Source organism: Algoriphagus sp. (assembly GCF_024305035.1).
Taxonomy (GTDB): Bacteria; Bacteroidota; Bacteroidia; order Cytophagales; family Cyclobacteriaceae; genus Algoriphagus.
Genome location: NZ_JAMWZB010000005.1, coordinates 68,652 through 91,100 on the forward strand (window position 1 = coordinate 68,652; position 22,449 = coordinate 91,100).

Annotated in this window: 21 protein-coding genes; 15 read left to right on the forward strand and 6 right to left on the reverse strand. The window is 41.2% G+C overall.

Annotated features, from left to right (window positions below; genetic code table 11):
• Positions 1 to 140: 140 nt before the first annotated feature.
• Positions 141 to 734: a helix-turn-helix domain-containing protein gene (locus Q0L00_RS03915; RefSeq protein ID WP_297335553.1), complete on the forward strand. Its 594-nt coding sequence runs from the start codon at positions 141 to 143 to the stop codon at positions 732 to 734.
• 15 nt (positions 735 to 749) lie between these two features.
• Here Q0L00_RS03915 and cdaA read toward each other — a convergent pair whose 3' ends face one another.
• A complete protein-coding gene (cdaA, locus tag Q0L00_RS03920; RefSeq protein WP_297335554.1) occupies positions 750 to 1,631 on the reverse strand; it encodes a diadenylate cyclase CdaA in 882 nt (293 codons plus the stop codon).
• Positions 1,628 to 2,512, reverse strand: coding sequence for a dihydropteroate synthase (gene folP, locus Q0L00_RS03925; protein WP_297335555.1), 885 nt, complete (start codon positions 2,510 to 2,512; stop codon positions 1,628 to 1,630). Before folP ends, cdaA begins: the two co-directional genes overlap by 4 nt.
• A gap of 14 nt (positions 2,513 to 2,526) precedes the next feature.
• Here folP and Q0L00_RS03930 point away from each other — a divergent pair, with 14 nt between their 5' ends.
• From Q0L00_RS03930 to Q0L00_RS03940, 3 genes are read left to right on the forward strand one after another with little or no spacing between them, the layout of a single operon-like run.
• Positions 2,527 to 3,072: a DUF1599 domain-containing protein gene (locus tag Q0L00_RS03930; protein WP_297335556.1), complete on the forward strand. Its 546-nt coding sequence runs from the start codon at positions 2,527 to 2,529 to the stop codon at positions 3,070 to 3,072.
• Positions 3,065 to 4,168, forward strand: a complete 1,104-nt coding sequence (locus Q0L00_RS03935; protein ID WP_297335557.1) for a BT_3928 family protein — start codon at positions 3,065 to 3,067, stop codon at positions 4,166 to 4,168. The genes Q0L00_RS03930 and Q0L00_RS03935 overlap by 8 nt, the downstream gene beginning before the upstream one ends.
• Positions 4,165 to 4,695, forward strand: coding sequence for a shikimate kinase (locus tag Q0L00_RS03940; RefSeq protein WP_297335558.1), 531 nt, complete (start codon positions 4,165 to 4,167; stop codon positions 4,693 to 4,695). The genes Q0L00_RS03935 and Q0L00_RS03940 overlap by 4 nt, the downstream gene beginning before the upstream one ends.
• Here Q0L00_RS03940 and Q0L00_RS03945 read toward each other — a convergent pair.
• Both Q0L00_RS03945 and Q0L00_RS03950 read right to left on the reverse strand, forming a co-directional pair.
• Entirely contained in the window at positions 4,685 to 6,190 is a 1,506-nt protein-coding gene (locus Q0L00_RS03945; RefSeq protein ID WP_297335559.1) for a long-chain fatty acid transporter, read from the reverse strand. The genes Q0L00_RS03940 and Q0L00_RS03945 overlap by 11 nt on opposite strands.
• A 79-nt stretch (positions 6,191 to 6,269) precedes the next feature.
• The gene (locus tag Q0L00_RS03950) at positions 6,270 to 7,625 is read right to left on the reverse strand and encodes a hypothetical protein (protein ID WP_297335560.1); all 1,356 of its coding nucleotides are present in this window, start codon (positions 7,623 to 7,625) and stop codon (positions 6,270 to 6,272) included.
• A gap of 120 nt (positions 7,626 to 7,745) precedes the next feature.
• Here Q0L00_RS03950 and proS point away from each other — a divergent pair, with 120 nt between their 5' ends.
• The 3 genes from proS (at position 7,746) to floA (ending at position 10,822) form a co-directional block, all read left to right on the forward strand.
• Positions 7,746 to 9,227, forward strand: coding sequence for a proline--tRNA ligase (proS, locus tag Q0L00_RS03955; RefSeq protein WP_297335561.1), 1,482 nt, complete (start codon positions 7,746 to 7,748; stop codon positions 9,225 to 9,227).
• 124 nt (positions 9,228 to 9,351) lie between these two features.
• Positions 9,352 to 9,810, forward strand: coding sequence for an NfeD family protein (locus Q0L00_RS03960; protein ID WP_297335562.1), 459 nt, complete (start codon positions 9,352 to 9,354; stop codon positions 9,808 to 9,810).
• 1 nt (position 9,811) lies between these two features.
• A complete protein-coding gene (gene floA / locus Q0L00_RS03965) occupies positions 9,812 to 10,822 on the forward strand; it encodes a flotillin-like protein FloA (RefSeq protein WP_297335563.1) in 1,011 nt (336 codons plus the stop codon).
• A gap of 29 nt (positions 10,823 to 10,851) precedes the next feature.
• Here the strand turns inward: floA and Q0L00_RS03970 are convergent, their stop codons facing one another.
• Positions 10,852 to 12,408 (reverse strand): WG repeat-containing protein, encoded by a 1,557-nt coding sequence (locus tag Q0L00_RS03970; protein WP_297335564.1) that lies wholly within the window; start codon positions 12,406 to 12,408, stop codon positions 10,852 to 10,854.
• An 85-nt stretch (positions 12,409 to 12,493) separates the two neighbouring features.
• A complete protein-coding gene (gene hemA, locus Q0L00_RS03975) occupies positions 12,494 to 13,762 on the reverse strand; it encodes a glutamyl-tRNA reductase (RefSeq protein ID WP_297335565.1) in 1,269 nt (422 codons plus the stop codon).
• Between the two features lie 861 nt (positions 13,763 to 14,623).
• Between hemA and Q0L00_RS03980 the strand changes: the two genes are divergently transcribed.
• From Q0L00_RS03980 to Q0L00_RS04015, 8 genes are all read left to right on the forward strand, one after another.
• A complete protein-coding gene (locus Q0L00_RS03980) occupies positions 14,624 to 15,097 on the forward strand; it encodes a type I restriction enzyme HsdR N-terminal domain-containing protein (protein WP_297335566.1) in 474 nt (157 codons plus the stop codon).
• Between the two features lie 79 nt (positions 15,098 to 15,176).
• Positions 15,177 to 15,890, forward strand: coding sequence for a Crp/Fnr family transcriptional regulator (locus tag Q0L00_RS03985; RefSeq protein ID WP_297335567.1), 714 nt, complete (start codon positions 15,177 to 15,179; stop codon positions 15,888 to 15,890).
• A gap of 36 nt (positions 15,891 to 15,926) precedes the next feature.
• Complete coding sequence (locus tag Q0L00_RS03990) at positions 15,927 to 16,442, forward strand: rhodanese-like domain-containing protein (protein ID WP_297335568.1); 516 nt, start codon at positions 15,927 to 15,929, stop codon at positions 16,440 to 16,442.
• Between the two features lie 137 nt (positions 16,443 to 16,579).
• Positions 16,580 to 17,344 carry a DUF547 domain-containing protein gene (locus Q0L00_RS03995; protein WP_297335569.1) on the forward strand — a complete coding sequence of 255 codons (765 nt, stop codon included), beginning with the start codon at positions 16,580 to 16,582 and terminating at the stop codon, positions 17,342 to 17,344.
• Between the two features lie 29 nt (positions 17,345 to 17,373).
• On the forward strand, positions 17,374 to 18,729 hold the full coding sequence (locus tag Q0L00_RS04000) for an FAD-dependent oxidoreductase (RefSeq protein WP_297335570.1): 1,356 nt from the start codon (positions 17,374 to 17,376) through the stop codon (positions 18,727 to 18,729).
• Positions 18,726 to 20,270 (forward strand): 4Fe-4S binding protein, encoded by a 1,545-nt coding sequence (locus Q0L00_RS04005; protein WP_297335571.1) that lies wholly within the window; start codon positions 18,726 to 18,728, stop codon positions 20,268 to 20,270. Before Q0L00_RS04000 ends, Q0L00_RS04005 begins: the two co-directional genes overlap by 4 nt.
• Positions 20,263 to 21,741 (forward strand): cellulose synthase family protein, encoded by a 1,479-nt coding sequence (locus Q0L00_RS04010; protein WP_297335572.1) that lies wholly within the window; start codon positions 20,263 to 20,265, stop codon positions 21,739 to 21,741. Before Q0L00_RS04005 ends, Q0L00_RS04010 begins: the two co-directional genes overlap by 8 nt.
• 3 nt (positions 21,742 to 21,744) lie before the next feature.
• Positions 21,745 to 22,437: a glycosyltransferase family 2 protein gene (locus Q0L00_RS04015; RefSeq protein ID WP_297335573.1), complete on the forward strand. Its 693-nt coding sequence runs from the start codon at positions 21,745 to 21,747 to the stop codon at positions 22,435 to 22,437.
• The last annotated feature ends 12 nt before the right edge of the window (positions 22,438 to 22,449 follow it).

Here is a 22,449-nt window from a genome sequence, read left to right on the forward strand (position 1 = left end):
ACGAGATGCCCACACCGAAAGCCCTCAAAAATGTAATTTTTCAGGGCTTTTTTCCTTTGGGACAACGATGACGTAGAAATGGCGTAGCCTATTTTTAGAGATAATAGGAAGACTGAATAGTTTTGGAAAAACAATTATTTATGGAAAATTCTATCGGAAAAAAGTTGAAAAACTATAGGGTCAAGGCAGGGTATTCCCAGGAAGAATTGGCTGGGCAGGCAGGTGTAAGTTTGCGAACGGTGCAGCGCTTTGAGAATGGGGAAACTACACCTCGCGGTGATACGATCAAACGCTTGTTTCAGATTTTTGGAAAAAGTCCGGAAGAGGTCTTGGATTGGAGCCATGAAGAAAACAAGGGTTTTTTATACACTCTGGTTCTCTCAGGTTTACTTTTTCTTTTCAGTCCTTTACTGGGTTTGGTCATTCCACTTGTACTTTGGCTTAATCGAAGAAATAAAATTGCCGGAGTAGATTACCTCGGAAAAAAGCTTATTAATTTTCAGTTGACCTTACTGATTCCCTACTATACTTTTCGCTTGATCAGCTATTTACGAATGATTCCATCATTGAACCATGGCGAGGTAAACATTGGATATTTTCAAAACTCGATCAAGGGTTTGCTTTGGGTAACGATGATCGTTTTTGGCTTGGTCATTCTGTTGACCGCAATCAATGCTTATCGACTCTACAAAAACCAACCCGCTGTCTATTTTGGAATTCCATTTATCAAGTAGGAACTAAAAATTCATTCACCCCTGACTTTTACTTGTCATGGCCATCTTCCGCTTTTTCTTCATTTCATAGTCTTCTAGATTTTCAAAGCGGCTATCCACATCGAGGTTGTTCAAATAATCGTTGAGTGTTTCACGGACATCCTGAAAAGACATATTATGCAGCACTTTGCCATTTTTTGCCATGGACAATTGACCCGTTTCTTCCGATACGATCAATACCATAGCGTCGGTGGCTTCTGACATGCCGATCCCTGCACGATGCCTTAGACCAAATTGTGCGGGTACTTCCCGCTCAGTGACCGGTAAGATACATCGAGCTGCTTTGATTCGTCCATTATGGATGATAACCGCTCCATCGTGAAGCGGGCTGTATTTATTGAATATGGAAATCAAAAGCCTTTTGGAAAGGTCCGCATCCAAAATATCCCCGCTTTCGGCGTAAAACTTCAATTCCGTACTTTTTGAAATCACCATCAATGCCCCGGTATTGCTGCCGGCCAATGTTTTGGAGGCATCAATGATCGGGGAGATGTTGAAGGAGCCGTTTTCTTTCTTTCTCCAAAAGAAAAACAAATCTTTCCAAATATTATCATCGGATAGTAGGGAGGACCTTCCGATTAATAGGAGGAATTTTCGAATTTCTGGGGCAAAAATGATAATGGCAGCAATCACACCGACCCCCATAAATTGACCTAAAATCGAGGAAAGCAATTCCATTTGCAATGCCCTGACCAGCAAGTAAATCAGGTATATGGAAAGGAAACCCAAAAATATTTTAATGGCAACACTACCTTTAAGTAACTTGTAGACCTGGTATAAAAGTGCGGCAACCAGCGCAATATCGATCATATTGACGATGGAAATATCCAGGAAGCCGATTTTAAATAAAAGGGTCAAAGGTAAAGTTGTTTATATAGGGTTAGTGTTTCAGTTGCTTCTTTTACGTCGTGTACTCTCAGGATGTTGGCCCCATTGATTAAGGCTACCATATTCAATGCCGTGGTTCCGGTTAATGCTTCACTTGGATCAATTTCCAGTAATTTGTAAATCATGGATTTGCGAGAAAGTCCCGCTAAAATTGGAAATCCTAACAGGCGAAAATAGTCCAAGTTTTTTAAGATTTGATAATTCTGCTCCAGAGTTTTCGCAAATCCAAAACCTGGATCAATAATTACATCTTTGATGCCAAACTTTCTAATAAAATCCAGTTTTTCGGCAAAATAGTTCATTATTTCAGGCATAATATCTGAATATTCCGTCTGAGCCTGCATGTTTTTGGGATTTCCTCGCATGTGCATGGCTATATACGGAACACTGAGCTTTCCTACCACAGAAAACATTTTTGGGTCCAAAGCTCCTGCTGAGATATCATTGACCAAGTGAGCCCCTGCCTCGACTCCTCTGAGGGCAACTTCGGAGCGAAACGTGTCGATTGAAATAAGAACCTCAGGAAATGCTTCACTGATCCATTGAATGGGTCCAAGAGTTCGTTTCAATTCTTCTTCCTCGCTCACCTCTGCTGCGCCAGGTCTACTGCTGTATCCTCCGATATCCAAAATGGAGGCACCTTCCCGGATCATTTGCTCGGATCGACGAAGAAGTTCGTCTTTTGAGGGGATAATCCTGCTATTTTCATAAAAGGAGTCTGGAGTGGTGTTCAAAATCCCCATAATTTGCGGTTTATCCCAAATGATTAGCCTTCCCTTCGATTGAAGTGTATATTTTTGGGGAAATAATTTATCTTCGAAGGAAGATGTAGTGCCTGTGGCCACAATCATTAAACTAAAGTCAATTGGAAACAAAAACCAGTAGCGAATATACGGAAGTTATTAGCCGTTGTAAAGAACTATTTCGCAAGAAAACCATCGATTATGGGACCGCCTGGAGGATATTGAGACTTTCCTCCATTACGGATCAGATTTTTATAAAAGCCCAGCGAATACGGTCTATTCAAGAGAAAGGAAATCAAAAAGTAGGGGATCCCATTGTAGATGAATTTGTGGGAATTGTAAACTATTGTTTGATCGCGCTATTGCAGATTTCATTCCAAAAAGATGAGCGGATGGAAATTCCATTTGAGGAATTGGAGCCCCAATATGATCGCTGGGTCAGTGAAACCAAAGGGCTGCTTGAAAACAAGAATCATGACTATGGAGAAGCTTGGCGAGACATGCGAGTCAGCTCTATGACTGATATTATTTTGATGAAATTATTAAGAGTAAAGCAAATTGAGGATAATGAAGGGCAAACCTTGGTTTCGGAAGGAATCGAGGCGAATTATCAGGATATGATTAATTATTCGGTATTTTGCCTGATCAAATTAGGATTTCATGGCTAAGCACGTAATACTTTGGGTACTTCGACTCCTCGTCGGAGGGTTATTTATTTTCTCAGGATTGATAAAAGTCAATGACCCGGTGGGAACAGCGATTAAGCTAGAGGAATATTTTGATGTATTTTCCAATGATATCGCAGGTTTCTTTTACTATTTCAAACCCTTTGCTTTATACCTTGCTGTTTTTCTGGTGGTTATCGAAGTAGTTTTAGGTGTGATGCTGATTTTGGGAGTCAAGTCAAAACTTACCCTTTGGTCACTGAGTTTGATGATTGTATTTTTTACGTTCTTAACTTTTTTCTCCGCGTATTTTAACAAAGTCACGGATTGTGGGTGCTTTGGAGACGCGATCAAACTCACTCCTTGGGAATCCTTTTACAAGGATATTATCTTACTTATCCTGATTGGAGGAATCTTCGCATTAAGAAAACAGCTTCCTAAAACAGCACCAAAATGGGCCAAAACATCAACGTGGATTGTTTTGATTTTGTGTTTTTTTTCAGCGATTTATGCGATCAGAAATCTTCCATTTATAGATTTTCGAGCGTATAAAGTTGGAGTGAACATTCCTGAAAATATGCAGCCTTCTGAAGCGCTTCGCTATTCCTATGTGATGGAAAACAGTGCCGGCGAGACGGTAACTTTTGATCAATTTCCGAGTGATGAAAGCCTGAAATTCGTAGAAATGGTCCTTCAAAACCCCGATGCCTTACCAAAGATTTCAGATTTTGCCGTTTGGAATGAAGATGGAGATTTTACAGAGGCGGTTTTTTCGGGAAATAAACTTCTAATTCTCATTAGTAGTTACGCTAAAATGTCTGATTCAAATCTGGAGGATATGGATCTTTTAATCCATTCGCTGAGTGAATCCCCCATTGAAGTTGTTTTAGTGGCAGCGGCTTCCGAGGAAGAAATTCAAGCCCTTAAAAAGGCTAGGTCTTGGGATATTTTATCTCTGCAGGCTGATGCAACGGTGGTCAAGACCATGATTCGCTCCAATCCGGGTATTATGCTCCTTAAAGAAGGAACTGTTTTAGCGAAATTTCACCACAACAATACCCCCGATCCCACGGACGTTTTAGATTTTTACCTTCCATGAACCTGCCTTTAAAAGTTGTTCTGGTAGGATTGCCAGGATCGGGAAAAAGTACATTTGGACGACAACTAGCCGTAGCCCTCAATTTCCAATTTTATGATTTGGATACCTTGATTGAAGAGCGGTTTTCGCTTAAAATACCGGAAATTTTTTCCAGGTACGGGGAGGGGAGGTTTCGTGAAATGGAGACCGAAACCTTAGAGGAAGTGCTCGCTTGGGAAAGGCCTTATGTGCTCGCTTCAGGTGGAGGGTGCCCCTGTTTCAATGAGAACATGAGTCGGATTAACGATAAGGCGGTATCGGTTTATTTGGATGTGCCTCTGGAAGATATTTCGGAACGATTGGAAGCTTCAAAAATTCAAAACCGACCACTTTTTCAGGGGATGGGTTCTGGAGAAGTGATTCTGAAGCTTAAAAGTTTACAAGCTGAACGGGAATACTATTACAATATGGCAAAAATAAAGCTCAGCGGATCAGATTTTTCCGCTGAGCTGTTGCTTTCCGAGCTAATCCATTTGCTTAAAAACTAAGCCCGAGCGTAAGTACCCCATTTACAATTGAATTTTCTAATTCAGTCACCGGCCCTACATTGTTTCCTTGGGAATCAATCACCTGATAGGAAGAGTAAAGTCCATTATATTGTTGATTTACTAAGGCAAAATCTACCGTAAAGTTTTTTAATCTGAGGCCAACTCCGCCGCTTAGTTGGGTGGTACTTCGATCAAAATTGGAATCAATATACGGGTCACCAAAATAAGCAAATCCACCTCTGAGCCTAAAGATGTCTAATTTGGCCTCTGCACCCACGCGAAAATTAACCGTGCTGGTATAAAAATTTTGGATAGCCTCATTATCGGGACCTTCATTGAAATCATTTGAATTTAATCGTGCAGCACTGTAGTCAACATAATCCACATCTGCCGAAATAAACCCATTCTTTCCGATAAAAAAGGTGGCTCCCCCTCCTAGTTTTAGCGGAGTCCGAAGACTGTAAGTGCTTAGAAACAAATCCGTAAGTGCCTCCTCTCTTCCCAGGGTCACATCTTCCTGTTCAAAGTAATAATTATTATAATTTGCAACCATTCTAGCCTCATATTCTTCATTTAGGCTGTACCACGTCGGAGATTGGAATGTCAAACCTAAGTTTACATAGTCAATGGGCTTGTATATCAATCCTAGATTAACATTCACTCCAGCGCCATTGATGAATAAGTTCTCCTCGAGACTTGAAGTTCTTAAGGGTTGGTTGATAAACTCCTCATTGTAAATTTTTCTGGACGCAAAACTGATTGATCTAATTCCGAGCGATCCCCCTATAAATAATTTGTGTTCAAAGTTTGCTCCATAACTAAATGAAATTTGACTGGAAGAACCTTCAGTAAGGATGTTTTCATCTTGAAATGGATTATCCAAGACAAAAGAGTCGTAAGTATCGGGATTACTGATGGGATTTCCTTCCTGATCAAAGAATACTGGATTGATTTGATAGGTCAGGTAGGCGAGTCCAGTTAGTCCAAAGGTTTCAATTTGGTTTTCAGGAATCCCAAAAGAGTCTTGGATGTAAAAATCAATGATGGAGTTATTCCCGAGTTCATCAGAGAAATAACCAAATTCATTGTTGAAATTGGCAATCCGCTGAATACTGATTCCAAAGGATCCTCCTTTAAAGGCACCTCTGCTTAAGGGACCTTTGGGATTGGCAAATACCGCTGAAATATTGGGTATTGAAAAGTTTTCAGTATTGTATGATCTAGTTTGACTTAAATATCGGGTGTCTACCCCCCAATCGGAGTATCCAAAAGATAGGCTGGCTTCAGAGCTTCGAAAAAAACCTAAGCCGGCGGGATTTCCTGCAATATTGGATACATCTCCTCCCAGAGACCACTGCGTACCTCCGATGGCCATAATTCTGGCCGAACCGCTAGGATTAGTTTGGCTGAAGCGATACGCGTCCTCAAAATACCCGCTTTGAGAAAAAGCTGGAAAGGAAAACAATAACAAGACAATTAAACTGCTATATCTCATGTAGTTTTTGAATTGGTAATACAGAATTATACGAAGTGGGGAGAGCAACGGCTAATTTATAGCAAAAAAAAGGGGGGAATTAATTCCCCCTTCCTCCTCTGGAACCAGTGGAAACGCCTCCGCCTCCTCTGGATCCTCCAGAACTCATTCCTCCACTCGAGCTTCTGCTGGGTACTCCCACAGATCCACTTCTGCTAGGAAAGCTTGTTCGTGTATTACTTCTATTGTAAGTAGGTGTTGTTGTTCTTCTAGTCGGACTAGTCCTGTTGTAAGACGGGCTCGAAGATCTATTGTAGGAAGGACTTCCTACAGTTCTTCTGTTATTGTAATTATTCATGGAGCGGGCCGGATTATAGGATCTAGAGTTGGTTGTCCCTATTGAAGGTCTTCCAGTGGGCATCGCACTTCGAGTTCTAACCGCTGAGGATCTGTTTAATGCGGCTGAATTTACATTTCTACTCGTGGTAGTTGATACACGTGATCTTCCAGAATTGTAATAATCGTTTTGGCTTCTTCCAAAGTCTCTTGCAGTAGATCTAGTTCTATCTGAAGATACCAAGCTTCTGTTGTTTCCCATAGCCTCTCTTCTTGCCTGAGCTCGGGATGTGCTCGGCAATACACCCGCAGAGCTTCGAGTTAGATTTGCATTGGCTAAACCTGCACCACGAGTAGGCCTTGCACCTCTGACCAATCTTCTGTCGCCAAATTCATTTCCAGGAAGAACAAAGATCGGATTTCCAAATCCATAACCTGGGAATCCTCCCCAAGCATAGGAGGGACCCCAAAACGGATCATAAAATCCTCCCATTCCAAATCGAGAACCCCAGAATGGATCATAAAATCCACCCATGCCAAAGGGTCTCATAAATGGCCTTCCCCAACCAAATCCAAATCCTATAGACATACTGAATCCAGGGCGGAATCCAAAGCCAGGGCGGAATCCAAAACCGGGTCCCCAGAAGGGGTCATAAAATCCACCCATTCCCCAAGGGCTGAATCCAGACATAAGCCCCATGTTAAATCCCATGTTGAAAGCCGAAGCAGAATTGAACGTATTATTTACCCCGCTTCCTGAATAAAAATTATTGTAGACATCAATATCAGGGTCCCCTTGGTTTTGAGAACTGGCACTTTCATCAAAATAAACAATCTCATCATTTCTTTGGGAGGTGTCAGATTGATACCTGGAAAGGTAGTCTGGATTGACATTTCTGCTGCTGAAACTTTCCTCTGGAGCAATATCTGTAGCAGTTAGCGTCTCAAAATTTTCAGGATTGTTATTCTGAACAGCGTATTCTGTAGACAATTTGGCATCAGATGCCATAAAATACATGTTGTCTGATTCACCTGAACTTGCCAATCTGCTGGTGGTACAGGAGATCAAGGTCAGAGAACCTAGAATAACTGAAGTCGATAATAAGGTAATTTTCCTCATGGTTGATTTGAATTGTTACTTTCTTATACGTGGTTAAAGGCCGAGGGTTATATTTTTAACTTATATTTGTCCCACTCAATATAGCAAAAATAAAGACATTTCATATCCAAATCAACAACGATGAGTAAAGGATTACCCAAACGAAGTGAAGATTATTCCCTTTGGTATAATGAATTAGTAAAAAAGGCGGATTTAGCGGAAAATTCAGCAGTGCGCGGATGTATGGTCATCAAACCCTACGGCTATTCGATCTGGGAAAAAATGCAAGCCGAACTGGATCGGATGTTTAAGGAAACTGGACATACCAATGCCTATTTTCCACTATTTATACCCAAATCTTTTTTGAGTAAAGAAGCCTCTCATGTAGAAGGATTTGCCAAAGAATGTGCCGTTGTCACCCACTACAGATTAAAAAATGCAGAAGATGGAAGTGGGGTGATTGTGGATCCTGAGGCAAAGTTGGAGGAGGAACTCATCGTACGACCTACTTCGGAAACCGTAATTTGGAGTACCTATAAAAATTGGATTCAATCTTATCGGGATCTTCCCCTCCTAGTCAATCAATGGGCCAATGTTGTCCGTTGGGAAATGAGAACCCGATTGTTTCTCCGGACGGCGGAGTTTTTATGGCAAGAAGGCCATACAGCACATGCTACAAAGGAAGAAGCCATGGAGGAGACGATCCAAATGATGAATATATACGCTCAGTTTGCTGAGGATTTTATGGCTTTACCCGTAGTAAAGGGTAGAAAATCAGAAAACGAACGATTTGCAGGAGCTGACGAAACCTTCTGTATCGAAGCCATGATGCAGGATGGAAAGGCGCTTCAAGCTGGAACCTCTCACTTTTTAGGTCAAAATTTCGCTAAAGCATTTGATGTGAAATTTGCCAGTAAGGAAGGTGGGTTAGAGTATGTGTGGGGAACTTCTTGGGGGGTCAGTACACGACTGATGGGGGCCTTGATCATGGCCCATTCCGATGATAATGGGTTGGTTTTGCCTCCCAAACTTGCCCCAATCCAAGTGGTAATCGTGCCTATTTACAGAGGAGAGGCCGAACTGGAAGCAATTTCTAGTAAGGCTGTAGAACTAATGGACTCCTTGAGAAAAGTGGGGGTTTCTGTCAAGTTCGATAACAGGGATACGCACAAGCCGGGTTGGAAATTCGCCGAATATGAATTAAAAGGTGTACCCTTGAGAATAGGGATAGGACCTAGGGATTTGGAAAACGGTACCATCGAGTTGGCTAGAAGAGATACCTTGACTAAAGAAACTTTTGAGTTATCCTCTCAACCCATTGAAGAAAAAATCCTGAATTTACTGGACCAAATTCAGAAAAGTATTTATCAGAAGGCCTTCAATTTTAGACAAGAAAAAACCACTGAGGTTAATTCCTGGGATGAATTTAAATCTGTTTTGGATTCCAAAGGAGGATTTGTTGCTGCACATTGGGATGGAACTTCCCAAACCGAGGAGCGGATCAAAGAATTGACCAAGGCTACTATTCGTTGTATCCCTCTGGATCAGAAAGCGGAAGAAGGGGTTTGTATTTTGACAGGAAAACCTTCTTTAGGGCGGGTCTTATTTGCAAAAGCATATTGATGTCCAGTCATCTTTAATTTGATTACAAAAGAAAATAAAAGCCCGGTTTTCCGGGTTTTTTCTTTCCATTCGTTCAGGGTTCATTTCTTTCTTGTATTTTAGAAATCTCATTGTTAATGCAGCCATGACGATTGTAATATTAACCACCCTGTTGGGCATAGGATTAATCCTTTTGCTTTTAGAAATTCTCTTTATTCCTGGGACCACGGTAGTGGGTATATTGGGATTGTTGGTGAGTTTAACAGGAATAGCCTATGCATTTTTGAGTTTTTCCTCAGAAATGGCCTGGTGGATTACCGCAGTTGTTACCTTACTTAATGTAGTCGCGGTGATTTATGGCTTTAGGTCCGGAGTGTGGAATAAGTTTTCACTTAAAACTTCTTTAAAAGGGGGGACATTCGATCAGAGGACCTCAGGAGTGGAAGTAGGAATGACTGGAAAAGCGATTTCAGATATCAAGCCAATTGGAAAAGCGCTTATTCATGATCAGGTGTACGAAGTCAAATCAGACTCCGGATTCATTCCAGTCGATTCTGATTTGACCATTATCAAAGTTGAAACCAATAAAATTATCGTAAAATAATATGGATCCTTCAAGTTCAATGTTTGTTTTGATCGCTGCCTTTGCAGGGATCGTTTTACTGTTTATTTTCCTTTATTTCGTTCCTGTCAACCTGTGGATTACCGCCCAATTTGCCAATGTCCGTGTGGGAATTGGGGAACTTATCGGGATGAGAATCCGAAAAGTACCGCCAAGTGTGATTGTCAACTCGATGATTACCGCTACCAAGGCCGGACTTGATTTGACCACCAATGATCTGGAAACACATTTTTTGGCAGGAGGTAATGTTCCTAATGTGATCCGTGCGCTAATTTCAGCGGACAAAGCCAATATCAATCTGACTTTCAAGCAGGCTACGGCCATCGACCTAGCAGGTAGAGATGTTTTTGAGGCGGTTCAGATTTCGGTTAACCCCAAAGTAATCAATACTCCCAGTGTGGCGGCAGTAGCTGCTGATGGAATTCAACTCATTGCCAAGGCTAGGGTAACTGTGAGAGCAAATATTGCTCAGTTGGTCGGTGGGGCAGGTGAAGATACGATTCTTGCCCGGGTAGGGGAAGGGATTGTAACCTCGATCGGTTCTTCTGCCAATCACAAGATTGTACTTGAAAATCCCGACAGGATTTCCAAGTTAGTCCTCCAACGTGGGCTGGACGCGGGAACTGCTTTTGAAATTCTTTCGATTGATATTGCCGATATCGATGTGGGAACAAACATCGGAGCCAAGCTTCAAATTGATCAAGCTTCTGCAGACTTAAAAGTTGCAGAGGCTAAGGCTGAAGAGCGAAGGGCCATGGCGGTTGCTTTGGAACAGGAAATGAAGGCGAAAAATGTAGAAATGCGTGCCAAAGTAGTAGAGGCAGAAGCCGAAGTGCCAAAAGCATTGGCAGAGGCATTTCGATCTGGAAAATTAGGTGTCATGGATTATTACCGAATGGAAAATATCAAATCGGATACCTCGATGAGAGAATCCATCGCAAACTCGGATACGGATAATAAAGATTCCGGAAAAGGGAAAAACGAAAAGAATTAAGCTTAGACTTCCACTTCGAAAAAGGGACTTTATCGGTTCCTTTTTCTTTTTGCGGTTTCTTCGACGACTAGGATGACCGGTTGGTAGCTTCCCTTTGCCAAAATTTGTCCTGTTGCAGGATCGAGGGATATTTCTTGGTAATCTAAGGGGAGTTTAACATCTCCGGACTCACTGATCACCCCCATTTTGTCATCTTTTTTGACAATGATCAGGTCTGATTTTTCTCGTTGTATAAAATCAAATTCAGCTTCGAGCAAAAGTTCTCCCTTCTCATTGACCAAGCCGGTTTTTCCATTTTTTGAAATGAGAAAATACCCATGATCTGTCCTGGAGATTTGATCAAACCCCTGGTCAAAAAGTGACTTGCCACTTTTATCCAATAAAAACCATTGTTGAGATTTGTTTGCTAGCGCAAAATTCTGGCTAAACCCATTGATTTCTTCCCATTGCGGCTTGGAAAGTACATTTCCTAGCGTATCCATCAAACCCCAAAAACCTCCGATTTTAAAAGCGGCAATAGACTCCGAAAAGGTCGTGACGGCTTGAAATTGGGGCTTGATTTTCCATTCTCCTTGTGGATTTACAAAACCGAATCGGCCATTGAATTTTGCTGGAAATAGGCCTTCATTTCCGGGGTAGAGTTGCTCCAAACTATCGGTAGGCTGAACTAGCCACCCTTGTTTTCCCAATAAACCTAATTTGTGATCCCGAAATCTGACTTGATAAATATCCCGGTCTAATTGACTTACCGTCGTCATGCCTACCGCATCCAACAATATTCCGTCTTCTTCCATCACTCGTCTCAATTTCCCGTGAATGTATTCCAGCAACAAACCATTTTCAAAGGTGATTTTATGAAAGGAATTGTAGCGGACATTTGCTTTTACCGGATCACCTTCGATCAGAAGGTATTGGTCCTGATCAAATCCAAAATAGAAATCTCCTCGGGTATGAACCAGCGAATCTATAATAGGCTCTAGAATTGTTTTTCCCTCCATATTGATTAGCCCAAAGCCCGATTCGGTTTGGGCCAGAAGGTAATCTCCCTCGTTATCTGATAATTGAAGAAAGGATTGATCTGGATTTGAGGCTAATGGAAGAAAGAATTTACCTGATTTTTCAGCAATGATCTGACCGTTGTGTGTGATTTTTGCCTGGTCAAACGCTCCCAAAAAGCTGCTCGTATTTTTTCCTCGGTCATACACCCAATATTCATTGCCTTTCCTGGCCAACAGCAAGTTGAGGTAGGTCTCTATCGCCTCAAATTCCAGCGGTAAGACCTTTTGGCCATATTCATGAAAAGCTCCGATCCCGCCTTCATTTTTTACCAAAATCCAAGGTGCTAAATATTGGTAAAGTTCGTTCCCTTCCAAATTGACACTGGGTTGATATTGGGCGTTAAGCAAAAATAAGCTACTATCGGTTTTTCCGATTTTCACAGTTTCACTAAGTAGAAGAATGGATTGATAACGTAATCTACTTTGGAGCTGAAATTGTTTATTGTAGAGTTCCCAGGTTTGGCTAAAAGAAGGAATGATGGAAAGACAGGATATGAGGACGACCAGACACAGTTTAAGGCGATACATGAAGGAGAAAATATTTTTGGCCTAACTATAAAAATGACCAAAAGACAGGGTGGTTCTTTTGGTCATTAGTTCAGTTTAGTAAAGTTTAACTATCTATTTTGATTTTGTCCAAGTCGAAAAGATCGGAGATGAGGTCAATCATTTCTTCTGCTTCATCTCGCTTGCAGGCAGCTCGAAGTTGTACCACAGGTACTTTTAGAATCTTTTGCATCATACTTTTGGTAATTTTATCGATGATGGCAAATTCCTCCTCTGTAGAATTTTTTAAATATCGACTCAGTTCTTCCTGACGAATCTGTTCAAGGGATTGTTTGAGTTTATTGATGGTTGGAGAAACCATCATTTCTTTTTTCCAATTGTAAAACTCAGTAATGCTTTCCTGTATAATATCTTCCACTTTCGGGACAGCAGCAAGTCTTTTTTCCAGAGCTTCAGAAGCTTTACTGCGGATATTGTCCACATTGTACAGGATCACACCGGGAACATCTTCAACAGTAGTTTCGATGGATCGGGGAACCGAGAGGTCAACCAATAATTTGTAGGATTGAATTTCAAATTGGCTGATGAGCTTTTTAGTAATAAAGGGTTCATCTCGATGGATAGAGCTCACAATTACATCGGCCTCTTTCATTGCCTCCAGGCAATTGTCAAAGGGCACTACTTCAAAACCCATTTCTGCTGCGATTGCCTCCGCTTTGGATAGGGTTCGATTCGTGATTTTAACCTTGGCGTCGGGAAGATAAATCATGTTTTTGGCAACATCTTCTCCGATTTCGCCTACCCCAATTAAGAGGATTCTGGGTTGATAGGTATTTGAGGTAAGGCTATCAATCAACTCAATTGTGGCATAGGATAGGGATGCAGCTCCATCTCGAAATGTGGTTTCTTGCACAATCCGCTTATTGGTGAAAAATATGGTATGCATCAAACGATGCAAAAACGGCCCGGACATATCCAAGTCTGCAGATGCCTGATAGGCTCGTTTTACTTGATTTGAGATTTGGATATCACCAACGACCTGAGCTTCCAAGCCCATGGCCACGCGGAATAAATGGTCAATGGCCGATTTATCCTCATTAAAAATTTCAAAATACTCTAAATAGTTAACCACATCAGCCATGCCTTTTTCTAAGCCGATCAATTTTATGATCTCTGTGCTCAGATCCAAATCATGACTGTAATATACCTCTGTCCTGTTACAAGTGGATAAGATTAATGCATCGTTCATGCTGAAGAACTCCTTGAGCTTCAACAGGATGTCATGTATAGATCGTTCATCCAGAGCAATCAGTTCTCTGATCTGGACAGGGGCGGTTTTATGGGATAAACTTAAAGCTCTAAATTTGGCTTGCATAGGTCCAATTCTTGCAGTGCAAATTTAACAGAGATTGCACTCGGTCGGGTTCATTCTCCTCTTCTATTTTCCAATTTAGAATATATCTAAATAGATTTGAAGAGGTAAATATCGCAGAAATTGAAATTCCAGTCCAATTGTATTGTTTTATTTGGTATTGAAAAATTCTATTTAAAAAAAGCTAAGTAAAGTATTTCAACTCAAGAATGTCTCTTTAGGTTTTTTAAAGCCAGAAACCCAAGCCTTTTCATTCGTGCGTGAGGTTGTTGCTTGGTTTGATTATTTTTCGATATCAAGGTACCCGAATCCATCCATTCAATGGAAAGGATCAAAAGGACTCACAAGGTTTTTAGGTTTTAACATTGAATAGGCCTTCAGCATAATTTTAAAGGTATTATTTCCTAGATTCCAAATCAACCCTTAAAACGCTGTCTAAAAACCTTATTTTATCGATTGGTAGCAGTTTGTAATATCCAATTCTAAGAAAGGGATTGAGCTGCCTGACAGATTTTTTTGGTTTAGGGTTGCTCGGTCAGGTCCGGCGAGTTTAACAACCAGAAAGCCCAATTGGATAGCTAGGTAAAGGCAAGGACTAGTTTATATTGGCGTGATGCAAAGGAAATAATGGTCAGCCTACTTTCAATGAATTCCAAAAATCACTTGTGACTCTGTTGGGAGCCGTATTCCCAGGGCTTGTCGGACGAAACCAGGTAGGGGGAGCTTTCGAAGGCAAGGCAAAAAGGTTAGGCCATTGGAAGAAGTACTGAAAATTACAGACTTTGAAGCGAAACAGGTGAATAAATTAAACGCATATTTGGAATTTTAGTTTATAAATAACCATTCTTCTCTCATATTTGCACCATGAACCCATCTGAGTTAGAAGTCCAATTGCCCAATTTGAATCTTCCTGAAATTAAACCTCAGTTGAAAATGCGAGAAGGGAAACTATTGGTTTTTGATTCACTGCGGAAAAAAGACCTCATCCTAACCCCTGAGGAATGGGTGAGACAACATTGGATTTCTTACCTACTAAATCAGCTTGACTATCCCAAGGGACTTGTTGCGTTGGAAAAGGGGTTAAAGTACAACCAACTCATGAAGCGGACGGACATTTTGGTTTTTAATCAAAAAGGAGCCCCCTATTTGTTGATTGAATGCAAGGCTCCTCAAGTGGCAATCAACCAAAAAACCTTGGAACAAGCCTGCCTCTATCATAAAGAACTTCAGCCCGACTTTCTGATCCTGAGCAATGGTCTTCAGCATATTTCATTGGCTTGGAAAGCAGAAGAGCATCGCTTCGAACAACTTAATTATTTCCCTCAATCGCCGATTTAATCTAATCTTCTATGATTTTAATCAGTCTTTTTTTAACTTTTAGGAATTGAAAAATACCAATCAATAAATCACCTGCATTATGTCAACTCAACCCAAGAACACGCCCTGTGAACTCTGTGCCAGTCGGAAATATTCCATGTTTGCTGATTTGTCGGAACAGCAAGTTTGTACGATTTCGGATCATAAAAATCTTATCTCCCATCGAAAAGGCCAGATTTTATATTACGAAGGCACCAAGCCGCTTGGAATCTTCTGCATCAATGCAGGGGTGGTAAAGGTATATAAAATTGCATCCAACGGGAAAGAGCAAATTGTTCACCTGGCTCAAAAAGGTGATTTTCTCGGATATGCCGCACTTTTAGGGGAAGAGAACTACACCAATTCGGCCATGATCGTTGAAGATGCCAAAATTTGTTTCATTCCCAAAGAAGCATTTCTCAATACACTATTGAGTAATACCCAGTTTTTTAAACGTGTAACCAAACAACTCAGCCATGAATTGGGTGTCATGGAAGAAAAACTAACCGATGCTACCCAGAAGAGTATTCGAGAGCGGTTGGCTTACGTTTTACTCCATTTGGCAAGTACCTATGGAATTGAGGGGGGAGATAACCATAAAATCGATTTGGTGCTTAGTAGGGAGGAAATAGCAAGTATTGTGGGGACAGCGACAGAATCCATAATCCGACTTTTATCGGAATTCAAAAAAGACAATTTGATTGAGCTGGACGGTAAAAAAATAATCATTAAAGATAAAAGAGGCCTGGCTAGACTTTCTGATTTTTATGCTTAATCCAAACTTTGGCAGATAAGTTGATGTTTTAGGACTATGAATCTTTACCTAAGCCATTCACCAGCTATTCACAAAGGGCTTTTTTCACTGGCCCTTTTTTTTATGACTCAAATGGTTTTTTCTCAGTCATTTGCCTATAAAGCCCTCCTGAAAACACTATATGATGCTGATTTTCCAGTAGTAGAACCAGCAGAGATTGGTGATTTAGAGCGATTTCAACTCCTAGATACTCGGGAAAAGGAAGAATACGAGGTGAGCCACATTCAAAGCGCCCGCTGGGTGGGCTTCGATTCGTTTTCTCTTGACCGAGTCAGTGACTTGGATAAAAATGAACCGGTTTTGGTTTATTGTACGGTCGGCGTCCGCTCTCAGGAAATCGGTAAAAAATTAAGGGAGGCGGGTTTTAAAAAAGTCTTCAATTTATATGGAGGGATCATTCATTGGGTAAATGAAGACAATCCAGTTTATCGGAATGAACATAGGACCAATCAAGTTCATACCTTTTCCCGAACATGGGGGATTTGGCTTCAAAAAGGAGAAAAGGTGTATTGAGTGTGATTCCGGCGAAATTAAATCCACAGGTTTTGAAAATGGAGATAGGCTTTGGCAAAGTGGCCAACAGTTATCTTAAAGACTCAAACCGGATTGGTAAATCTGTACCTTTCTGATCTTCGTAAATGATTAAAAAAATGAAAACACTAAAAATCACATTCACCATACTCATAGGGTTAATTTTCTTGGGCTGTACTTCCTCAACTTTGGGGATGGCAGGTACCAATCCCCCAAATCATCAACTCTGGGATCAATTGGTTAAAAAACATGTAAGGCCGGATGGATTGGTAGACTATCCGGGATTTATTAAAGATAAAGTTCAATTGGAAAAATACCTGCAGTTGCTCAGTGAAAATGCACCCGATCGGAAAACATGGACTCGAGAAGAGCAATTGGCCTATTGGATAAATGCCTACAATGCCTTTACTGTGAAATTGATCTCAGATAATTACCCCGTAGAGAGTATTCGGGATTTGGGTCCCAAGCTCAAAATCCCGTTGATCAAGGATGTATGGCATTACAAGTTTTTTAAAATTGGGGGAGAGGAATCCAGTCTGGATGAGATCGAACATGGAATTCTCCGAAAAGAATTTGAGGAGCCCCGGATACATTTTGCAATTAACTGTGCCTCTATTTCTTGCCCACGTCTGCACAATGAAGCGTTTGTGCCTGAAAAAATTAATGAGCAGCTGGACTTTGTTGCCCGCCAATTTATCAATGATCCCCAGCGAAATAAAATCGCAAAAGATCAGATTGAACTATCCTCTATATTTTCTTGGTTCAAAGGAGATTTTACTAAAAAAGGAAGTTTGATCGATTTTTTAAATCAATATAGCAAGGTTAAAATTTCTCCCAATGCGAGTATAAAACACCTGGATTATAACTGGAGTCTAAACGAATAAACTTAACTTGATTAGCTAAAATCAAATTCATGTCAAACTCCAAGCATGTGGTCATTATAGGGAATGGGATATCAGGTATCACCTGTGCCAGGCATCTCCGAAAGCTCAATGACAGCGTTCGAATTACTGTGATTTCAGGAGAAAGCGAGTACTTTTTTTCCCGGACGGCACTGATGTATATCTACATGGGCCACATGAAGTTTGAACATACTCAGCCCTATGAAAATTGGTTTTGGGAAAAGAATAGAATAGAATTAAAGCAAGCCTGGGTGAAGTCAGTTGATTTTTCTTCAAAGTCTTTACGTATTGAGGATGGAAGTCAACTAAGTTATGATGAGCTGGTCATCGCTACTGGATCCAAACCGAACAAGTTTGGTTGGCGGGGACAGGATTTAAAAGGTGTTCAAGGCTTGTATTCCAAGCAGGACTTGGAACTCATGGAGGAAAACACCAAGTCGGGGGTAAATCATGCCGTTATCATTGGAGGTGGGTTGATTGGCATTGAAATGGCCGAAATGCTGGCCTATCGAAATATTTCTGTGACTTTTCTGGTTAGGGAAAGTGGATTTTGGAGAAATGTTTTACCGAAAGAGGAATCTGAATTGGTCGGAAGACATATTCAGGAGCATCATTTTGACTTGAAACTGGAAACTGAACTTGATGAAATCCTAGGTGATACATCGGGGAGAGTACGGGCTGTTCGGACCAAAAGTGGTGAAGAAATCCCCTGTCAGTTTGTGGGATTAACCGCAGGCGTGAGTCCGAATGTGGATTTTTTAAAAGAGAGCGGTTTGGAAATCGGTAGAGGAATAAAAGTGGATTTATATTTCCGGACCAATATCGATCAGGTCTATGCCATCGGGGACTGTGCTGAATTTAACGAAGCTCCTGCTGAAGATAGAAAAACCGTAGAGCAGGTTTGGTACACAGGCCGAATGCATGGGGAAACCCTGGCAAACAACCTGATTCATGAACCTGTTCCATACCGACCTGGGGTATGGTTTAACTCTGCAAAATTTCTTGATATAGAATACCAAACCTATGGTCAAGTTCCCGCAGATTGGGATGGTGATCAGGTTAAAAGTTTCTATTGGGAACATGCAGGAGGAAAAATTTCTTTTCGGATGCTGATGCGCAGGGACGAGTCAATTTTGGGTGTGAATGTGTTTGGATTGAGAATGCGGCACGAATTTTTCGATCAGGCCATCCGAGAAAACTGGTCAGCAGAGCAGGTGATTCGGAAATTGGAAAAAGCGAATTTTGATCCTGAGTTTTTTGCTCCTTACTATAAAGTTATCCAGGAGAAATTTGCCGCTGATTTTGATAAAAATATTCCGAAAGTCAAGCTTTCTTGGGTTCAACAATTATTTGGAGCGAGGGTATGAAAAAATTACAAATAGTAGGTTTGGTTTTGTTTTTAGCTGGGATTAGCGCTTTTACGTTGATTCCCTTTCTGGGTACCTATGAGCTGGATTTTGAAAAGGTACAGCAGCAAACCAAAGAAATCCACCAGGGTAAAATGGGAGATATTCTTCAACCCATGTTTGGAAAAGAATTCCCCTCCAGTTTTTCATTTCTCTCCGAGTTCAACACCCACTTTAACAGCTACAATGACCAGCTTAAGTCGGAGCAAAAATGGGATGAGGTAATTTGGGAGGATTACCGATTTCCATTGGCAAAAGCAGCCTTAAGCAGCCCCGTAAAAAATTCTCCTTGGCTATACTTCGGATTATCCATAGGATTGATGGTTTTGGGTGGATTGTTGTATAATCTACCTAAATATCAAGAAGAACCTGCGGGTATCAAGCATAACGGGATTTTCCATTCGGCCATGAAAAATAGAGGATGGTTGGGTATTTTGACCGGTTCGTATTTAATCCTTTTTTACATTATTTTATATTGGTTTCCAGCCTATTTGGTCAATCTCGTTTGGATGGTTGATCCTTTGAGTCAGGTTCTCTCAGGGAATTCAGCAAGTCAATGGTTTCTTTACGGCTTGATTTATACCTTGGCGATTTTGGTCATGGGAATCCGCATGTTCCGAAAATACAAAGGCAATGCCTATCAGCAGTTGCGAACAGCCTCGGTGATGTTTTTTCAGACGGCGTTTGCCTTTTTAATTCCTGAGATTCTGGTTTTACTCAATCAGCCTTACTTTGATTTTAAAAATATTTGGCCTTTGGATTATGATTTCTTTTATGATTATCAAATTGAAACCTTTTTATCCAGTGGAGGAGTAGGGTTATTTATGCTGATCTGGGGAATTATGCTGATCCTAATTGCAGTTCCTGTATTCACTTATTTTTATGGAAAGCGCTGGTATTGTTCTTGGGTTTGCGGATGCGGGGGATTGGCAGAAACTGTCGGAGATCCCTATCGGCAGTTGTCTGATAAGTCTCTAAAATCTTGGAAAATTGAACGTTACCTTGTTCATGGAGTTTTGGCCTTGGCCGTGGTAATGACCCTGTTGACCATTGCCAATTATTTTTCAGGCTTTTCCCTTTTGGGAAATGTAACCAACCAGCTACATTCGTTTTATGGATTTGCCATCGGTTCTGCTTTTGCAGGCGTAGTGGGTACGGGATTTTATCCGTTCATGGGGAACCGGGTATGGTGTAGATTTGGTTGTCCACTTGCCGCCTACCTGGGAATCGTACAACGTTTCAAATCTCGGTTTCGGATCACCACCAACGGCGGGCAATGCATTTCATGCGGCAATTGTTCCACCTATTGTGAAATGGGCATTGACGTGCGCTGGTATGCACAGCGGGGTCAAAACATTGTAAGATCCTCTTGTGTAGGTTGTGGGGTCTGTTCGGCAGTTTGTCCGCGAGGTGTCCTCAAGCTGGAAAACGGTCCTGAGGAAGGTCGGATCAATGATCTTCCCATTAGTATTGGAAATGACTCGATTAAGTTGAATGCCTGATAGTTTACTTTATGTACTCCTAGTGATTTATTTGCTGGGAATGCTCTTTATTTTCGTTTATAGTCTGGCACAAGTTCAGCTTCTATTCAGCTTTTTGAGAGCCCGAAAATCACCTGAAAATTCGATTAAACTTTCACTTCAGGAATGGCCTTTGGTCACTGTTCAGCTGCCTATTTTTAATGAATTATACGTAGCTGAGCGATTGATTGATGCGGTTGCGAAGCTGAACTATCCGGTCGAAAAACTGGAAATTCAAATCCTGGACGACAGCACAGATCAGACCGTGGATTTAATTCGCAATAAGCTCAAAAATTATCCCGAAATTGATTTTAATTACATTCATCGTAAAGATCGAACAGGTTTTAAAGCAGGAGCCCTGCGGGAGGGTTTAGCCAAGGCCCACGGTGAATTTATAGCAATCTTTGATTCCGATTTTATTCCGGATCCTGATTTTCTACGAAAGACGCTTCCCTTTTTTCATTCCGATCAGGTCGGTATGGTCCAATCTCGCTGGACCCATCTTAATGAAAGTTATTCCCTATTGACCAAATTGCAAGCCTTTGCTTTGGATGCACATTTTCTAATTGAGCAAATTGGCCGAAATCATCAAGGAGCTTTTATCAATTTCAACGGTACCGGAGGGGTTTGGAGAAAATCCTGTATTCTTGATGCGGGAAACTGGCATGATGATACGCTGACCGAGGATTTGGACCTGAGCTATCGGGCACAGAAAAAAGGGTGGAAATTTATATATCGGCCTGAAATCGAATCTCCGGCAGAGCTTCCTCCTATTATGTCTGCCATTAAGTCTCAGCAATTTCGATGGACTAAGGGAGGGGCAGAATGTGCTGTAAAACATGCCAAATCAGTTCTTGGACAAAAGCTTCCGTTACGTGTGAAATTTCATGCCATGGCTCACTTATTCAATAGCAGTATTTTTATTGCTATTTTATTAGTTAGTTTAAGCAGTATTGGAGTTTGGGCTTTGGGCGAAAAAGGCTTTCTTTCCCCCGATTGGCTCCGGATGGCCGCTGTATTTTTGATTGGTTTTGTGTTTATTGCTATGGTGTATTTGGTTTCCTATTGCTATGGGAAGCGTAGGTTTTTGAGGAGTTTGGCCGAGTCGGTAATCTATCTCCCACTTTTTCTGTCGGTATCAATGGGAATGGCCTTGCATAATGCTCAAGCTGTATGGGAAGGGCTTTCTGGGAAAAAATCACCCTTTATTCGGACACCGAAATTTAACTTGCAAAGCGAGAAGCAAATCTTAAAATCTAATCGCTATTTGTCGTTCAAAATGCCTTTCACAACCTGGATAGAAGGTTCTTTTGCGGTGATTTTTTCTTTGATGGTCTATCTAGCGTTTCAAACTGACAATTACCTCTTTTTACCTTTTCATGCCATGTTGGCCTTTGGGTATGGACTTGTTTTTATTTCTTCCTTCAAATCTTACGCGCTTGGGAAATCCTGATTTATGATTCAAAACCCTATCATAGACGTCATCATTCCGGCTTTTAATGAGGAAAAGTCCATCGCTAAAGTAATTGCAGAAATCCCCGATGTGGTTCGGTATATTATCGTAGCCAATAATAATTCCTCTGACCAAACGCATGAGGTGGCTACTCAAGCGGGTGCTATGGTCGTTTTTGAACCGCAAAAGGGCTATGGAAAAGCTTGTCTGACAGCCATGGACTGGATTAAGCAACAAGAAATTCAGCCCGATGTAGTCGTCTTTTTGGATGGTGATTACAGTGATTTTCCAGCCGAAATGTCAGATTTGATTTCTCCGATTAGGGATCAAAAAGCAGATTTGGTTATTGGTTCAAGAGCATTGGGAAATCGAGAGTCTGGATCGATGACATTCCCGCAGGTTTTTGGAAATTGGTTGGCCACGTCCTTGATGAACGCTATCCAAGGAGCCCGATTTTCTGATTTGGGACCCTTTCGGGCAATCCGATGGGAATCTTTGCTCGGGCTAAACATGAAGGACCAAAATTTTGGTTGGACAATAGAAATGCAAATTAAAGCCCATAAGGCGGGTTTGCGTTATTTGGAGGTCCCTGTCAACTACCGAAAGCGAATTGGAGTTTCCAAAGTCAGCGGCACGGTCAAAGGAGTTATCGGAGCGGGATACAAAATAATTTTGACGATCTTTAAGTATTGGTAAGACGTAAACTGG